Genomic DNA, 15338 nt, shown 5'->3' with positions numbered 1-15338 from the left:
CGGTTACATTTCGAACCCGGAAGCTAAGCCTTTCAGCGCCGATGGTACTGCAGGGGGGACCCTGTGGGAGAGTAGGACGCCGCCGAACAATCTTTGGAGGACCCCTGGTCCCAGCGTTCATGCTGGGACCAGGGGTCCTTTTTTGTTTTGGCCTGAAGACAGGAGTCACGTAGATGTCCACCAACTCTTCCGACGACCGGGGAGACCGCGAGCCGCGGCGCCGGGACGGCGGCGACCGGAGGGACTTCCGCGACTCCGGACCGCGCCGCGACCGTGACGGTGGTGGCTTCCGTCGCGACGACCGCCGTGACGATCGTCGCGACGACCGGCCCCGTGGTCCGCGTCGTGACGACGACCGCGGGGGACGCCCCAGTGGCGGTGGCTACGCCCGCCGCGATGATCGGCGCGACGACCGGCGTGATGACCGTCGCGATGACCGCCGTGACGACCGCCCGCGCGGTCCGCGTCGTGACGACCGTGACAGTGGTCCCCGTCAGGGTGGGTTCCGCCGTGATGATCGGCGCGATGACCGCCGTGACGACCGTGGCGGCCCCCGCCGTGACGACCGGCGTGACGACCGTGGCGGGTTCAGGCGCGACGATCGCCGTGACGACCGGCGCGATGATCGTCGCGATGACCGGCCCCGTGGTCCGCGTCGTGACGACGACCGTGGCGGACGCCCCGGCGGCGGTGGCTTCGGGCGCCGTGACGATCGCGGTGACCGGCCGCGCGGTGGCTTCGACCGGCGCGACGACCGGCCCCCGTTCCGCCGGGATGACCGTCGTGACGATCGCCGCGATGACCGGCGTGATGACCGTCGTGACGATCGCCCGCGCGGTCCGCGTCGTGACGACCGTGACAGTGGTCCCCGTCAGGGTGGGTTCCGCCGGGATGACCGGCGTGACGACCGCCGCGACGACCGTGGCGGGTTCCGTCGCGATGACCGGCGTGACGACCGCAGCGGTCCCCCTCGGGATGACCGTGGTGGCTTCCGTCGTGATGACCGCCGTGATGACCGGCCCTCGTTCCGTCGTGATGACCGCAGCGGTCCCCCTCGGGATGACCGTGGCGCCCCCCGCCGGGATGACCGCGGTGGGTTCCGCCGTGATGACCGGCGCGATGACCGCCGTGACGACCGTGGCGGGTTCCGCCGTGACGATCGGCGCGATGACCGTCGTGACGACCGGCCCCGTGGCGGTCCGCGGCGGGATGACCGCGAGGGCGGCTTCCGCGGTGGGCGGGACGACCGGCGTGACGACCGTGGGTCTCGGCGTCCGTACGGCGGCGGCCAGGGCCGCGGGCGCGACGACCGGTCCGGTGGCTACGGCCGTCGCGACCGCGACGAGCGCGGCCGGGACCGCGACCGCGAGCCGATCAAGCGGCTGCCGATCCCCGAGGACGTGACGGGCGACGAGATCGACAAGGACGTACGGCAGGAGCTGCTGAGCCTGCCGAAGACCCTTGCCGAGGACGTCGCCAAGAACCTCGTCATGGTCGCCAAGCTGCTGGACGAGGACCCCGAGCGGGCGTACCAGTACTCGCGCGTCGCGCTGCGGCTGGCTTCCCGCGTCGCCGCCGTCCGTGAGGCGGCGGGGTTCGCGTCGTACGCCGCCGCGAAGTACTCGGAGGCGCTGGCGGAGTTCCGCGCCGCGCGTCGTATGACCGGCAACAACGACCTGTGGCCGGTGATGGCCGACTGCGAGCGCGGCATGGGCCGTCCCGAGCGGGCGCTGGCCATGGCCGGTGAGCCCGAGGTGCAGAAGCTGGACCGGGCCGGGCAGGTCGAGATGCGTCTGGTGGCCGCCGGTGCCCGGCGCGACATGGGTCAGGGCGACGCCGCCGTCGTCACCCTGCAGAGCCCCGAGCTGGCCTCGAACTCCATCCAGCCGTGGACCGCCAGGCTGCGGTACGCCTACGCCGACGCGCTGCTGACGGTCGGCCGTGAGGACGAGGCGCGGGAGTGGTTCGCGAAGGCGCTGGAGGCGGACCAGGGCGGCACCACGGACGCCTCCGACCGGCTCGCTGAGCTGGATGGCGTCGAGTTCGTGGACGCGCTCGACGACGATGAGGTCGATGAGGCTGCCGAGGTTGCCGAACCGGCCGAGGTTGTCGAGGCTGTCGAGGAGGCAGCGGAGGCCCCGGAGACGGCCGAGGCCGCCGAGGCCCCGGAGACCGCCGTGCCCGCCGAGGTCCCCGTGACCGCAGAGGCCGAGGCCACGAAGGACGACGCCGACGACACTGCGGACAGCGAGAGCGGCGGCGACCGCAGCTGATGCCTGAGGGCGGAACCCCGGCCACCACCCCCGGCCGGGGCTCCGCCCTCTTTGTATGTCTGTGCGCTCAGCCCAGCGTGAGGCTGCGCAGCACCAGCCCGGTGGCGGGCTTCGGCCCGAAGGACGTCGACTTGCGCGGCATGGCGACGCCCTGCCGCGCCAACTCGTGGACGACCTCCTCGCGCACCGGATGCATGAGCACCGCCGTGCCGCCGTGCCGCTCCGCCTGTTCCACGGCCGCTTCCGTGTCGTGGATGTAGCCGATGTGCTCGGGGCTGTCCGGGATCTGCCAGAGGTGGTCCAGGAGCAGCGAGTGCAGGACGGTCGCGTCCAGCGTCCGCCAGGGCTCCGGCCGTCCCTCGGGGACCGTGCGGGCCAGCAGCCCGGGGTCGGGCCGGTCGATCAGGTGGAATCCGCCGTCGCCCGCGAGCAGGAACGCGTTCGCGTTCCGCCCGTCCTCCGGTGCGGTGACCGCCGCCGCGAGGGCGTCCAGGGCACGCGGCAGCGGGCCGTCGACCGTCCGTACCCGGAAGGCGGTGCGCGCCGTGGCCAGCGCCTCGGCCACCGGGAGGTGGCGCAGCAGCCGGTGGATGGCCCGGACCCGGAGCGGGTAGCGGGCGGTGTCCACGAGGAGGACGAGGCCGAAGTCCCAGGGGCCCGGCTCGGTCCGCTCCTCGCGCAGCCGCAGATAGGTGGCCCAGCGGTGGTGGCCGTCGGCGATGAGGGCCTGGTGGTTGCGCAGATCGGCGGCGATCTCGACCAGGTCGGCCGGGTCGGTGACCCGCCACAGATGGTGGTCGAAGCCGTCCTCGGTGGTGGTGGAGAGCAACGGCTCGTGCCGGATGGTGCGTTCGATCACCCGCGCGGCGCCGCCGTCCCCGTTGCCGCGGTAGGCGAGCAGCAGGGGTTCGAGGTTGGCGGCGGTGGCGCGCATCAGGTCGGCGCGGTCCTCGACGATGTGCGGCATGACCTCCTCGTGCGGGAGGACGATGCCCTCCTCGCGCGGGCTCAGCCGCAGGGCGCCGATCAGCCCGCGCTGGACGCTATGGCCGTCGCGCTGTTCGTAGACGTACAGGGCCGGTTCGGGGTCGGGCGCGAGGATGCCGTCGGCCTGCCAGCGGCGCAGCGTGTCGGCGGCCTGCCGATGGCGGTCGGCGGGGGTACCGGCCTGCGGGAGGATGAGCCGGACGATGTTGTGCGGATCGGCGGTCTCGAGTTCGCGCAGACCGTCGGGACGTACGACCACGTCGTAGGGCGGTGAGGTGACGGCGGCGAGGCTGCCGACCTGTTCCGCGACGTAGCGCAGCCCCCGGAAGGGGGTGAGCTGGAGACCTTGCCCGCCAGGCCCTGAAGTGCTCATTAGAGAATGTTATGCCCCGGTCGGCGATGAGCCATGATCGGGGGGAAAACGCAGGGAATCGCGAGGAGAGTGTCCCCCCATGAACCAGACCGTCCGGATCGCGCCCGAAGGCAGTCAGCGGTCGCTGAACGAGGCGTACGACACCGCGCTACTGGACCTCGACGGGGTGGTGTACGCGGGTGGCGAGGCCATCGGGTACGCCGTGGAGTCGCTCGTCACCGCGCGGGACGGCGGAATGCGGCTGGCGTATGTGACCAACAACGCGCTGCGCACACCGCAGGCCGTCGCCGAGCATCTGACCCGGCTCGGGGTGCCCGCCGGGGCCGAGGACGTGATCACCTCGGCGCAGGCGGTCGCCCGGCTGATCTCCGAGCAGCTGCCGCGGGGATCGCGGGTGCTGGTGATCGGCGGGGAGGGGCTGCGGGTGGCGCTGCGCGAGCGCGGGCTGCTGCCGGTGGAGTCCGCCGATGACGACCCGGCGGCGGTGGTCCAGGGGTACGGCGGGCCGGACCTGCCGTGGGCGCGGCTGATGGAGGCGGGCTACGCGGTGGCGCGCGGGGTGCCGTGGTACGCGTCCAACACGGATCTGACGATTCCGAGCGGCCGCGGGATCGCGCCGGGCAACGGCGCGGCGGTGGAGGTCGTACGGATCGTGACGGGCCAGGACCCGCAGGTCGCGGGGAAGCCGCTGCCGCCGATGCACCGCGAGACGATCCTGCGGACCGGGGCCCGGCAGCCGCTGGTCGTGGGGGACCGGCTGGACACCGACATCGAGGGGGCGTACGCGGGCGGCGTCGACTCGCTCCTCGTGCTGACCGGGGTGACGACCCCGGCACAGCTGCTGACCGCGGAGCCGAAGCACCGGCCGACCTATGTGGACCGCGATCTGCGGGGGCTGCTGACGCCCCAGCCGGTTGTCGAACCCGCCGACGGCGGCTTCCGGTGCGGCGGTTGGACGGCGCGGGCGGCCGACGGCGCGCTGCTGCTGGAGGGGGACGGCGACGAGCCGCTGGACGGGCTGCGGGCGCTGTGCGCGGCGGCCTGGAACGAGGCCGGGGAGGGTGTGAGCGGCGCGGACGCGGGGAAGGCGTTGGCTCGGCTGGGGTGGTGACCGCCGCCGGGGCCGTGAGCGTCGCGCCCGCGGGCGTGACGGGGCCCGGGCCTGGGGTGATGTGGCCGGAGGTGTGGCCGGAGCGATAACCGGGGCGGGGCCGCCGGGGTGTCTCACGTGCGACTTAGGGTAACCTAACCTAAGTCTTGATCGGCCGTGCTGTGAGGTGGAGTTCCGCGTGACCCTGGTCAGTCCGGTGAAAACCGGACCCGAGACAGCGACCGACACGGCGGCCCCGCCACCCCGCCGCCACACCGTGCGTCGAGTGGCCGGGCTCGTCGTCTCCCTCTGCGTGCTGCTGGCCGTCGCGGCCGCCAGCATCGCGATCGGCGCCAAACCGATCGCGCTGGGGGATGTCTGGCACGGGCTGTTCCACTACACCGGCAGCGACACCGATGTGGTGATCAAGGACGTACGGCTGCCGCGCACCCTGCTCGGGCTGCTCGTGGGCCTCGGTCTCGGGCTCGCGGGCGCCGTCATCCAGGCCCTCACCCGCAACCCGCTCGCCGACCCCGGGCTGCTGGGGCTGAACGCGGGCGCGTCCGCCTCCGTCGTCTCGGCCATCAGCTTTTTCGGCGTCACCTCTCTGACCGGCTACGTGTGGTTCGCCTTCCTCGGCACCGCCGTCGCCTCCGTGCTGGTGTACGTCCTCGGCGGCACCCGGGGCGCCACCCCGGTGCGGCTCGCGCTAGCCGGTACGGCCGTGTACGCGGCGCTCTACGGCTACATCAACTCCGTACAGCTGCTGGACAGCGCGGCGCTGGACAAGATGCGCTTCTGGACGGTGGGTTCGCTCGCCTCCGCCAACATGACCGTGGTCCGGCAGGTGGCCCCGTTCCTCCTGGTCGGCGTGGTGCTGGCGCTGGTGCTCGGCCGTTCGCTGAACGCGGTGGCGCTCGGCGACGACACGGCGCGCGCCCTCGGCACCAACCTGAACCGCACCCGGGCGCTGTCGATGCTGGCCGTCACCTTGCTGTGCGGGGCCGCTACCGCCGCGTGCGGGCCGATCGCCTTCGTGGGGCTGATGGTTCCGCACCTGGTCCGGGCCATCACCGGACCCGATATGCGCTGGACACTGCCGTACGCCGCCGTGCTGTCGCCCGTCCTGCTGCTGGGCTCCGACGTGATCGGGCGGATCGTCGCCCGGCCCGCCGAACTCCAGGTCGGCGTCGTCACCTCGCTCGTCGGCGGGCCCGTCTTCCTCTACCTCGTACGCCGCCGAAGGATGACTCAACTGTGAACGCGCGCAAGCCCACCACGCCCGGGACGAGCGGAGCCACGCTGCGCACCGGCGGCCTCTCGCTGCGCCTGGACGTCCGCTCCGCGGTCGTGGGGCTGCTGCTGTTCGCCGTGGCGCTGGCGATGAGCGTGGTCCTGATGGGCACCGGCGACTTCCCCATGGCCCCCGCCGATGTGCTCAGCACCCTGGCCGGGAACGGCACCGTGGCCCAGGACTTCATCGTCCACGACCTGCGGCTGCCGCGGGTCCTGGTCGGGCTGCTGGTCGGCGCGGCCCTCGGGCTGGCCGGAGCGGTCTTCCAGTCCATCTCCCGCAATCCGCTGGGCAGTCCGGACGTGATCGGCTTCGGGCAGGGCTCGGCGGCCGGGGCGCTCGCCGTGATCGTCCTCTTCCAGGGCGATCCGACCGAGGTCGCCCTCGGCGCGATCTGCGGCGGTCTGCTGACCGGGTTCGGGGTCTACGCGCTGGCCTGGCGGCGGGGCATCCACGGCTACCGGCTGGTGCTGGTCGGCATCGGCGCCACCGCGATGCTCGCCGCCGTCAACGGCTATCTGCTCACCAAGGCCGACCTGCCCGACGCCACCCGCGCGGTGGTGTGGCTGACCGGCTCGCTCAACGGACGTGACTGGAACCAGGTCTGGCCGCTGGCCTGCGTCTGCGCGGTCCTCCTGCCCGTGATCCTCGGGCAGGCGCGGGGCCTGCGGATGCTGGAGATGGGCGACGACAGCGCGTACGCCCTCGGGGTGCGCGTCGAGCGGACCCGGCTGGTGCTGATGTTCGCGGCCGTCCTGCTGACCGCCTCCGCCACGGCCGCCGCCGGGCCCGTCTCGTTCGTGGCGCTCGTCGCACCGCAGCTGGCCCGCAGGCTCACCCGCTCGGCCGGTCCCAATCTGCTCCCCTCGGCCTGGATGGGCGCGGCCCTGCTGGTCACCGCCGACTGGTCCGCCCAGCGGGCCTTCGGCGCCGACCAGCTGCCGGTCGGGGCGCTGACCGGGATGCTGGGCGGCACCTATCTGCTGTGGCTGCTGGTGACCGAGCGCAAGGCGGGGCGGATATGACGGAACGTACGCGGGCGGACAGCAAGAGCGGCAAGAGCAGCAAGAGCAGCGAGAGCGACAAGGGCGACAGGGAAAAGGACACCGGGCAGACCGTGGCTTCGAGCATGAGCAGCAACAGCACCAGCAAGACGACGGACCGGCAGCGGCTCACCGCCGAGGGGCTGACCCTCGCGTACGACCGGCGCACCGTCGCCGAGGACCTGTCGGTCACCATCCCCGACCACTCCTTCACGGTGATCGTCGGGCCCAACGCCTGCGGCAAGTCCACTCTGTTGCGCGCCCTCTCGCGGATGCTCAAGCCGACGGCGGGGTCGGTGCTGCTGGACGGCGAGGCGATCGGCTCGCTGCCCGCCAAGAAGGTCGCCCGCACCCTCGGCCTGCTGCCCCAGTCCTCCATTGCCCCGGACGGGATCACCGTCGCCGACCTCGTCGCCCGCGGCCGCTACCCGCACCAGGGGCTGCTGCGGCAGTGGTCGGAGGCGGACGAGCGGATCGTCCAGGAGTCGATGGCGGCGACCGGGGTGGCGGAGCTGGGGGATCGCTATGTCGACGAACTGTCCGGCGGCCAGCGCCAGCGGGTCTGGATCGCCATGGCCATCGCCCAGCAGACCCCGCTGCTGCTCCTGGACGAGCCCACGACGTACCTCGACATCCAGCACCAGATCGACGTCCTCGACCTGTGCGCCCAGCTCCACGAGGAGCAGGGCCGCACCCTCGTCGCGGTGCTGCACGACCTGAACCACGCCGCCCGCTACGCCACGCACCTGATCGCGATGCGGGGCGGGGAGGTCGTCGCGGAGGGCGCGCCGGGGGACATCGTCACGGCGGAGCTGGTGGAGCGGGTCTTCGGGCTGCGCTGCCAGGTCATCGACGACCCGGAGACGGGAACGCCGCTGGTCATACCGGCCGCCCGGCGCTCCCGTAAGGCCCCGGAGGCGGAAGCGGGGGCGGAGACGGCGGCCGAGCCGGTGGCCGCCGCGGCGACGGAGTCCTGAGCCGCGGCCCAGGGCAGGCGGGTACGGGCCGGGCTGGTGCGGGCGGCTAGATCAGCTTCCGCAGCCGCAGCAGGTCGCGCAGTCCGGCCTCCAGTTTGACCCGGCCGCTGCCCCAGGCCCGGGCGAAGTGCAGCTCGCCGCCGACCAGGGCCACCAGATCGTCGCCGGACATCGCCAGGCGGATCTGGGCGCGCTCCGAGGGCGGGCCGGGCTCGGTCGTCACGTCCTCGATGCGGCTGTCCACGAGACGGCCCATGAAGGTCGTGTCGAGGTCGGTGATCCAGCAGCTCACGGAGCGGTCGAGCGCGGCGGCGCTGCGGAGGTCCCCGTTCGCGCCCGCGAGGTTCTCCGCCAGTTTGTCGAGTGCGTCGCGGCACTGTTCCAAGGTGGCCATCGCGGACGACGGTACCGCAGGTCGTGCCCCTCGGAGAACGTGCGCTTCGCGGTAGCGTCGGGTGCATGAGTGAGCCGATGCCGGGTGGACGGCCCGGGTCAGAGCCGGAGCCGGGACCTGCCGATACGGGCTCCGGGGCGTCCGAGACACCCGGGGAGGCCGCCGAGCAGGCCCACGCGGAAGCCCCCGTGGCGGAGCCGTCCGGGCCTGCCAGTCCGGCTCCGCTGGGCGTCGGCCGTACGCCCACCGGCGTCCCCGACGTCGATGCCCGGCTCGACCGGCTGGCCGACGCGGACGACCTCCCGGTGAGCGACCACCTGGAGGTGTACGAGGATGTGCACCGGGGCCTGCGGGACGCGCTGACGGCACTCGACCGGCGGCCCGGACCTCCGGCCCCGCCCGTCCCCTCCTCATAAGACCGACCCCAGGAGCTGAACCACCCGTGGCAGTGACCCGCCCACGACGCGTACGACTCGACGCGGAGCTGGTGCGCCGCAAGCTGGCCCGCTCGCGCGAACACGCGAGCCAGCTGATCGCGGCGGGCCGGGTGACCGTCGGCGGGGCGACCGCGACCAAGGCCGCGACGCAGGTCGAGACCAGCGCCGCGGTCGTGGTGCTCGATGACGACAGCGATCCGGACTACGTCTCGCGCGGCGGCCACAAGCTCGCGGGCGCGCTGTACGCCTTCAGCGCGGAGTACCGCGAGGGGGCGGGGCGTACGACCGAGCCCACCCCGGTCTCCGGCTCCGGGCTGGCCGTCGCGGGCCGCCGGGCGCTGGACGCGGGCGCCTCCACCGGCGGTTTCACCGACGTCCTGCTGCGCGCGGGCGCCGCCCATGTCGTCGCCGCCGACGTCGGCTATGGGCAACTTGCATGGTCTTTGCAAAGTGATGAACGCGTGACCGTTCTCGACCGTACGAACGTACGCGAGCTGACGCCGGAGCAGATGGGAGGCGAGCCCGTGGACCTTGTCGTCGGGGATCTGTCCTTCATCCCGCTCGGGCTGGTGCTGCCCGCCCTGGTGCGCTGCACCGCTCCCGACGCCGACCTGGTGCTGATGGTCAAGCCACAGTTCGAGGTCGGCAAGGAGCGGCTCGGCAGCGGTGGCGTCGTCCGCAGCGTCGAGCTGCGTGCCGAGGCGGTGCGGACGGTGGCTCGTCAGGCGGCGGACCTGGGGCTGGGCGTACTCGGCGTGACTGCCAGCCCGCTGCCGGGGCCGTCGGGGAACGTCGAGTACTTTTTGTGGATGCGCGCCGGGGCGCCGGCACTGGACCCGGACGATGTTGACCGTGCAGTGGCGGAGGGGCCCAGTTGACCACTTCAGAAGCAGCGGCGAAGGCGGAGTCGGCGGCGGAGACGGGGGTCAGGCCGACGCCCGAGGCGACAGCCGACCGGACCATCTTCCTGCTTGCGCACACCGGCCGCCCGGCGGCCATCCGCAGCGCCGAACTCGTCGTCCAGGGGCTGGTGCGCAGCGGCATCGGGGTGCGGGTGCTCGCCGCCGAGGCCGCGGACCTGCCGCTGCCGCCCGAGGTCGAACGGGTCGACGCGGGCCGGGACGTGCTGGACGGCTGTGAACTGCTGGTCGTGCTCGGCGGGGACGGCACGCTGCTGCGCGGCGCGGAGTTCTCGCGCATCTCCGGCGTGCCGATGCTCGGCGTCAACCTGGGCCGGGTCGGCTTCCTGGCCGAGGCCGAGCGGGACGACCTGGACAAGGTCGTGGACCGGGTGGTGAGCCGCCAGTACGAGGTCGAGGAGCGCATGACCATCGATGTGCTCGTCCGCAACGACGGGCACATCGTGCACACCGACTGGGCGCTGAACGAGGCGTCGGTCGAGAAGGCGGCGCGCGAGCGGCTGCTGGAGGTCGTCACCGAGGTCGACGGCCGTCCGGTCTCCCGCTTCGGCGGCGACGGCGTGGTGTGCGCGACCCCGACCGGTTCGACGGCGTACGCCTTCTCGGCCGGTGGCCCGGTGGTGTGGCCCGAGGTCGAGGCGCTGCTGATGGTTCCGATCAGCGCGCACGCCCTGTTCGCGAAGCCGCTGGTGACGACGCCGGAGTCGGTGCTCGCGGTCGAGGTGCAGCCGCAGACCCCGCACGGGGTGCTGTGGTGCGACGGGCGGCGCACCGTGGAGCTGCCCGCCGGGGCCCGGGTGGAGGTGCGCAGGGGAGCGGTGCCGGTCCGGCTGGCCCGGCTGCACCACGCGTCGTTCACCGACCGGCTGGTGGCGAAGTTCGCGCTGCCGGTGGCGGGGTGGCGCGGGGCGCCCCACTAGCCGTACGCGTCGTGACGGGCCGGTGAACACCGGCTCGTCACGAAAACCCTTTCGAGGGGGTACATCCGTCGGTCCTCCCCGCCGTGCGGAAGGCGAGGTGGCGCGGCGACGGGGCGATCACCCGGAGCGACGGTGTGTCCGTCGCCGGGGGTGGCCGTCGCGAGGTGGCCGGTAAACCTCGTATGGTCTTGCACGTGCTGGAGGAGATGCGGATACGTGCCCTGGGTGTCATCGACGATGCCGTGGTCGAGCTGTCACCCGGCTTCACCGCGGTAACCGGCGAGACCGGCGCGGGCAAGACCATGGTCGTCACCAGTCTCGGGCTGCTGCTCGGCGGCCGCGCCGACGCCGCCCTGGTGCGGATCGGTGCCAAGGCGGCGGTCGTCGAGGGCCGGATCACGGTCGACGCCCGTTCGTCCGTCGCCGTACGGGCCGAGGAGGCGGGCGCCGAACTCGACGACGGGGCGTTGCTGATCAGCCGTACCCTCTCCGCCGAAGGCCGGTCCCGCGCCCATGTGGGCGGCCGGTCCGTGCCGGTGGGGCTGCTCGCGGAGCTGGCCGACGACCTGGTGGCCGTCCATGGACAGACCGACCAGCAGGGCCTGATGCGGCCCGCCCGGCAGCGCCAGGCGCTGGACCGGTACGCGGGAGCCGCCGTCGCGGGGCCGCTGGAGAAGTACGCGGGCGCCTACCGGCGGCTGCGCGCCGTCGCCGCCGAGCTGGACGAGCTGACCACCCAGGCGCGCGAGCGGGAGCAGGAGGCCGATCTGCTCCGCTTCGGCCTGGAGGAGGTCGCCGCCGCCGAGCCGCGGGCGGGTGAGGACGACGAACTCGCCGCCGAGGCCGAGCGGCTGGGCCATGCCGAGGCCCTGGCGTCCGCCGCCGCCCTCGCGCACACCGCGCTGGCGGGCAACCCGGAGGACCTCGAGGGCGTGGACGCCGCCACCCTCGTCGGCGGCGCCCACCGCGCCCTGGAAGCCGTCCGCTCCCACGACCCCGCCCTCGCCGGGCTCGCCGACCGCATCGGCGAGGTGGGCATCCTGCTGTCCGACGTGGCCGGTGAACTGGCCGGGTACGCCGACGATCTGGACGCCGACCCGCTGCGGCTCTCCGCCGTCGAGGAGCGCCGCGCCGCGCTGGCCCAGCTGACCCGCAAGTACGGCGAGAACATCAGCGACGTGCTGACCTGGGCCGAGCAGGGCGCCGCCCGGCTCGCCGAACTGGACGGCGACGACGACCGCATCGGCGAGCTGACCGCCGAACGCGACGCGCTCCGCGCCGACCTGGGCGCGCTCGCCCAGGCGCTCACCGACGCCCGTACGGAGGCCGCGGCGCGCTTCGCCGAGGCCGTCACCGAGGAGCTGGCCTCGCTCGCGATGCCGCATGCCCGGGTGACGTTCGCGATCCGGCAGACCGAGGCCGCGGACGAGGCGTCCGGCGTCGAGGTCGGCGGGCGGGCGGTGGCGTACGGTCCGCACGGCGCCGACGAGGTCGAGCTGCTGCTCGCCCCCCACCCCGGCGCGCCGCCGCGCCCCATCGCCAAGGGCGCCTCGGGCGGTGAGCTGTCCCGGGTGATGCTCGCGGTCGAGGTCGTCTTCGCGGGCTCCGACCCCGTACCGACCTATCTCTTCGACGAGGTGGACGCCGGGGTGGGCGGCAAGGCCGCGGTCGAGGTCGGCCGTCGGCTGGCCCGGCTCGCCCGCTCCGCCCAGGTGGTGGTCGTCACCCACCTGCCGCAGGTCGCCGCCTTCGCGGACCGGCATCTGGTGGTGGAGAAGACGAACGACGGGGCGGTGACGCGCAGCGGCGTGAAGGCCATGGAGGGCGAGGAGCGGGTCCGGGAGCTGTCCCGGATGCTGGCGGGCCAGGAGGATTCGGAGCTGGCCCGGGCGCATGCGGAGGAGCTGCTGGAGGCCGCGCGCACGGGGCGCTGACCTCGGCGGCCCGGGGTTCCGCGGCGGTCCGGCGGAACCCGCAGGGATCACCCGTACGAGTGGCCTTGCGGACGTACGGGCGAGCGCTGGGCAGGCGTCACATGGGAACGTTGCGGCGAGCGCACCGCGAGTGCTGGCATTCTTGGCGCAGCGCACCCGCGTCGCGGCGCCCGCAGCGCCCGCGTCGTCGCACCCGCACCCGCACCGCCGATATCGCCCCAGGAGCTCCGCCCGAGTGAGCAGTACCGAGAGCAACACCCCGGTCCCGCCGCACGGGCAGCCCTCGCTGCATGCCGTTCAGGTGCTGGGCGAGGGCACTTCGGGCAGCGGGGTGCATGTGCGGTCGCTGTCGGCCGGGCTGGTGGCGCGCGGGCTGCGGGTGACCGTCTGCGCGCCCTGGAGCGCCGAGGACGGGTACGGCCTCACCGAGGCGGGCGCCCGGTTCGCCCCGCTCGACGGCCGTACGGACGCCGGGAGCATCGCGTCGATCCGTACGGCCTGCGTCGGCGCGGGGCTGGTGCACGCGCACGGCCTGTGGCCCGGGCTGCTGGCCGCGCTCGCGCTGCGCGGCCGGGGCATCCCGCTCGTCGTCACCTGGCACACCAAGCGGGAGGCCGAGGGGCCGCGGGGCCGCGTCGTACGGCTGATGGAGCGGCGGGTGGCCCGTGCCGCTTCGGTCGTGCTGGGCGCGTCCTCGGACCTGGTGGACCGGGCCCGCGACCGCGGCGCGCGCGACGCCCGGCTCGCGCCGGTCGCGGTGCCCGCGCCGCGCCCCGCGCCCGAGACGGGCGACGGCGCCCGCCAGAAGGCCCGCGCGGAACTGGGCGCGGTGGAACGGTCCCTGCTGCTCGCGGTGGGCCGTCTGGACGCCGCCACGGGCCATGGCCCGCTGCTGGACGCGGCGCGCCACTGGCGCTCCCTGGACCCGCCGCCGCTGCTGGCGATCGCGGGGGAGGGTCCGGACCGTGCGGAGTTGCAGCGCCGGATCGACGCCGAGGGCCTTCCGGTGCGGCTGCTCGGCCGCCGGGACGACGTACCGGAGCTGCTGGCCGTCGCCGACGTCTGCGTGCTCTCCAGCCGCTGGGAGGCGCGGTCGCTGCTGGCCCAGGAGGCGCTGCACGCGGGGGTGCCGCTGGTCGCCACGGCGGTGGGCGGGGTGCCCGAACTGGTGGGGGAGGCCGCCGAACTCGTCCCGTACGGCGACTCCGGCGCCCTGGCCGACGCCGTGATCCGGCTGCTGGCCGACCCCGGGCGGCGCGCGGAGCTGACCGCGGCGGGGCGGGAACGGACCGCGGAGTGGCCGACGGAGGACGACACGGTGGCCCATGTCCTCAGCGTCTACGACGAATTGGTGCAGACCTTTATGCGTGTAGGGGGTTGACGCCCCCGGGCGCCGATCGGCAGGGTTCTGCGCGGTGGACCGAGAGAGCGCTCTCCTCCGGCGCGACCTCCGTCTTTCCTCATGGCATGTGCTGTGCCATGTCCCGGCAACCCCCACTACGCCGAGGAGTACTTTGTCATGATCACGCGCAGAATGCTGTTGAGCGGTATCGCCGCTTCCGCCGCTGCCGCGGGCACCGGCCTCACGCTCGCCAGTGGCCGCGCCGGTGCGGCGCAACGCCCGGCGAGCGTTGCCGAAACGCTTCCCCTCACGGTCGTCAACAAGACCGGCCAGTTCGGTAACGCGTCGGTATGGCTCTATATCGTCGGCAATGTCGACAATCAACAGGTCCGTGTCACCCCCGACGGCGCCGTCGCCCCCGTCGCGCTCTCCGACAACGGCGCCGACGGCTTCGCCGACTACGCCATCCCGCTCGCCGGAAGCGGCGACACGAAGCTGAAGCTGCCCCGGATGTCCGGCCGGATCTACGTCGCGCTGGGCGCCAAGCTCAAGTTCAAGGTGGTGGCGGACGGGGCGGGCAAGGCCGCGCTCCAGTACCCGGCGGGCTGGGTGTCCGGCGACCCGAACTACCAGGTCATGCACGACTGCGCGGAGTTCACCTTCAACGCCTCCGGCATGTTCTGCAACACCACCATGGTCGACATGTTCAGCGTCCCGCTCGCCATCCACCTCACCGGCGCCAAGGACCAGACGACCGGCACCCTCAAGGAGGGCGCCCGCGCCAAGATCTTCTCCGATCTGCGGGGCGTCGACGCCTACAAGAAGCTGATCATCGGGGACGATCTGCGGGTCATCGCCCCCGGCCACGGCATGGGCGAGGGGCTGTTCGCGCAGGACTACTTCGCGCCGTACATCGACCAGGTCTGGGACGCGTACACCTCGAAGGACCTCAAGGTCACCACCAACGCGGGCACCTTCACCGGCCGCGTCAGCGGCGGCAAGTTCTCCTTCACCGGGCCCGCCTCCGTCGCCTTCGGCAAGCCGTCCACCAAGGACGTGCTCTTCTGCGACGGCGCCCTGGCCGCGCCCAACGACGGTACGACGGGGCCGGTCGCGGCCATCCTCGGCGCGGGCTTCAACCGCACCACGCTGCACGACACCGCCGCCCAGCCGACGACCGACCCGGCCGCCTTCTACGGGGAGCCGGTCACCCACCACTACGCCAAGGCGATGCACGCGGCGACGGCCGACGGCAAGGCGTACGGCTTCGCCTTCGACGACGTGGCCGACTTCGCGTCGTACATCCAGGACACCGCCCCGACCGGGATCACCTTGACCCTCACCCCGTTCTAGG

General features: G+C 73.4%; 14 protein-coding genes and 1 rRNA gene. 13 read left to right on the top strand and 2 right to left on the bottom strand.

Annotation, left to right across the window (positions count from 1 at the left end; genetic code table 11):
• The 3 genes from rrf to ACZ59A_RS34690 all read left to right on the top strand — a co-directional run.
• Positions 1–88: ribosomal RNA gene (rrf, locus tag ACZ59A_RS34700) — 5S ribosomal RNA — on the top strand; the annotation flags it as partial.
• A 194-nt stretch (positions 89–282) separates the two neighbouring features.
• On the top strand, positions 283–1404 hold the full coding sequence (locus tag ACZ59A_RS34695; RefSeq protein ID WP_470967123.1) for a hypothetical protein: 1122 nt from the start codon (positions 283–285) through the stop codon (positions 1402–1404).
• The gene (locus ACZ59A_RS34690; protein ID WP_470967121.1) at positions 1374–2273 is read left to right on the top strand and encodes a tetratricopeptide repeat protein; all 900 of its coding nucleotides are present in this window, start codon (positions 1374–1376) and stop codon (positions 2271–2273) included. Before ACZ59A_RS34695 ends, ACZ59A_RS34690 begins: the two co-directional genes overlap by 31 nt.
• Positions 2274–2340: 67 nt before the next feature.
• Here the strand turns inward: ACZ59A_RS34690 and ACZ59A_RS34685 are convergent, their stop codons facing one another.
• The gene (locus ACZ59A_RS34685) at positions 2341–3633 is read right to left on the bottom strand and encodes a DUF1015 domain-containing protein (RefSeq protein ID WP_470967079.1); all 1293 of its coding nucleotides are present in this window, start codon (positions 3631–3633) and stop codon (positions 2341–2343) included.
• A 79-nt stretch (positions 3634–3712) separates the two neighbouring features.
• Here ACZ59A_RS34685 and ACZ59A_RS34680 point away from each other — a divergent pair, with 79 nt between their 5' ends.
• The 4 genes from ACZ59A_RS34680 to ACZ59A_RS34665 all read left to right on the top strand — a co-directional run bounded on the left by ACZ59A_RS34680 (position 3713) and on the right by ACZ59A_RS34665 (position 8037).
• On the top strand, positions 3713–4744 hold the full coding sequence (locus ACZ59A_RS34680; protein ID WP_470967077.1) for an HAD-IIA family hydrolase: 1032 nt from the start codon (positions 3713–3715) through the stop codon (positions 4742–4744).
• A 178-nt stretch (positions 4745–4922) separates the two neighbouring features.
• Entirely contained in the window at positions 4923–5984 is a 1062-nt protein-coding gene (locus ACZ59A_RS34675; RefSeq protein WP_470967074.1) for a FecCD family ABC transporter permease, read from the top strand.
• The gene (locus ACZ59A_RS34670) at positions 5981–7042 is read left to right on the top strand and encodes a FecCD family ABC transporter permease (RefSeq protein WP_470967072.1); all 1062 of its coding nucleotides are present in this window, start codon (positions 5981–5983) and stop codon (positions 7040–7042) included. The genes ACZ59A_RS34675 and ACZ59A_RS34670 overlap by 4 nt, the downstream gene beginning before the upstream one ends.
• Before the next feature lie 104 nt (positions 7043–7146).
• Entirely contained in the window at positions 7147–8037 is an 891-nt protein-coding gene (locus ACZ59A_RS34665) for an ABC transporter ATP-binding protein (protein ID WP_470967118.1), read from the top strand.
• Positions 8038–8083: 46 nt separating this feature from the next.
• Here the strand turns inward: ACZ59A_RS34665 and ACZ59A_RS34660 are convergent, their stop codons facing one another.
• Positions 8084–8431, bottom strand: a complete 348-nt coding sequence (locus tag ACZ59A_RS34660; RefSeq protein WP_470967069.1) for a sterol-binding protein — start codon at positions 8429–8431, stop codon at positions 8084–8086.
• A gap of 65 nt (positions 8432–8496) precedes the next feature.
• Here ACZ59A_RS34660 and ACZ59A_RS34655 point away from each other — a divergent pair, with 65 nt between their 5' ends.
• The 6 genes from ACZ59A_RS34655 to ACZ59A_RS34630 all read left to right on the top strand — a co-directional run bounded on the left by ACZ59A_RS34655 (position 8497) and on the right by ACZ59A_RS34630 (position 15337).
• Complete coding sequence (locus tag ACZ59A_RS34655) at positions 8497–8847, top strand: hypothetical protein (protein WP_470967067.1); 351 nt, start codon at positions 8497–8499, stop codon at positions 8845–8847.
• 32 nt (positions 8848–8879) lie between these two features.
• Positions 8880–9746 carry a TlyA family RNA methyltransferase gene (locus ACZ59A_RS34650; protein ID WP_470967116.1) on the top strand — a complete coding sequence of 289 codons (867 nt, stop codon included), beginning with the start codon at positions 8880–8882 and terminating at the stop codon, positions 9744–9746.
• A complete protein-coding gene (locus tag ACZ59A_RS34645; RefSeq protein WP_470967064.1) occupies positions 9743–10708 on the top strand; it encodes an NAD kinase in 966 nt (321 codons plus the stop codon). Before ACZ59A_RS34650 ends, ACZ59A_RS34645 begins: the two co-directional genes overlap by 4 nt.
• Before the next feature lie 182 nt (positions 10709–10890).
• Complete coding sequence (gene recN / locus ACZ59A_RS34640; protein WP_470967062.1) at positions 10891–12642, top strand: DNA repair protein RecN; 1752 nt, start codon at positions 10891–10893, stop codon at positions 12640–12642.
• 235 nt (positions 12643–12877) lie between these two features.
• Positions 12878–14023 carry a glycosyltransferase family 4 protein gene (locus ACZ59A_RS34635; RefSeq protein ID WP_470967059.1) on the top strand — a complete coding sequence of 382 codons (1146 nt, stop codon included), beginning with the start codon at positions 12878–12880 and terminating at the stop codon, positions 14021–14023.
• 138 nt (positions 14024–14161) lie between these two features.
• Entirely contained in the window at positions 14162–15337 is a 1176-nt protein-coding gene (locus tag ACZ59A_RS34630) for a glycoside hydrolase family 64 protein (RefSeq protein WP_470967057.1), read from the top strand.
• Position 15338 lies beyond the last annotated feature (1 nt).

The sequence above is a fragment of the Streptomyces sp. NPDC040405 genome (assembly GCF_055595765.1).
The sequence above is the reverse complement of the archived record's forward strand: the minus strand, read 5'-3'. Positions and strand labels throughout refer to the sequence as shown.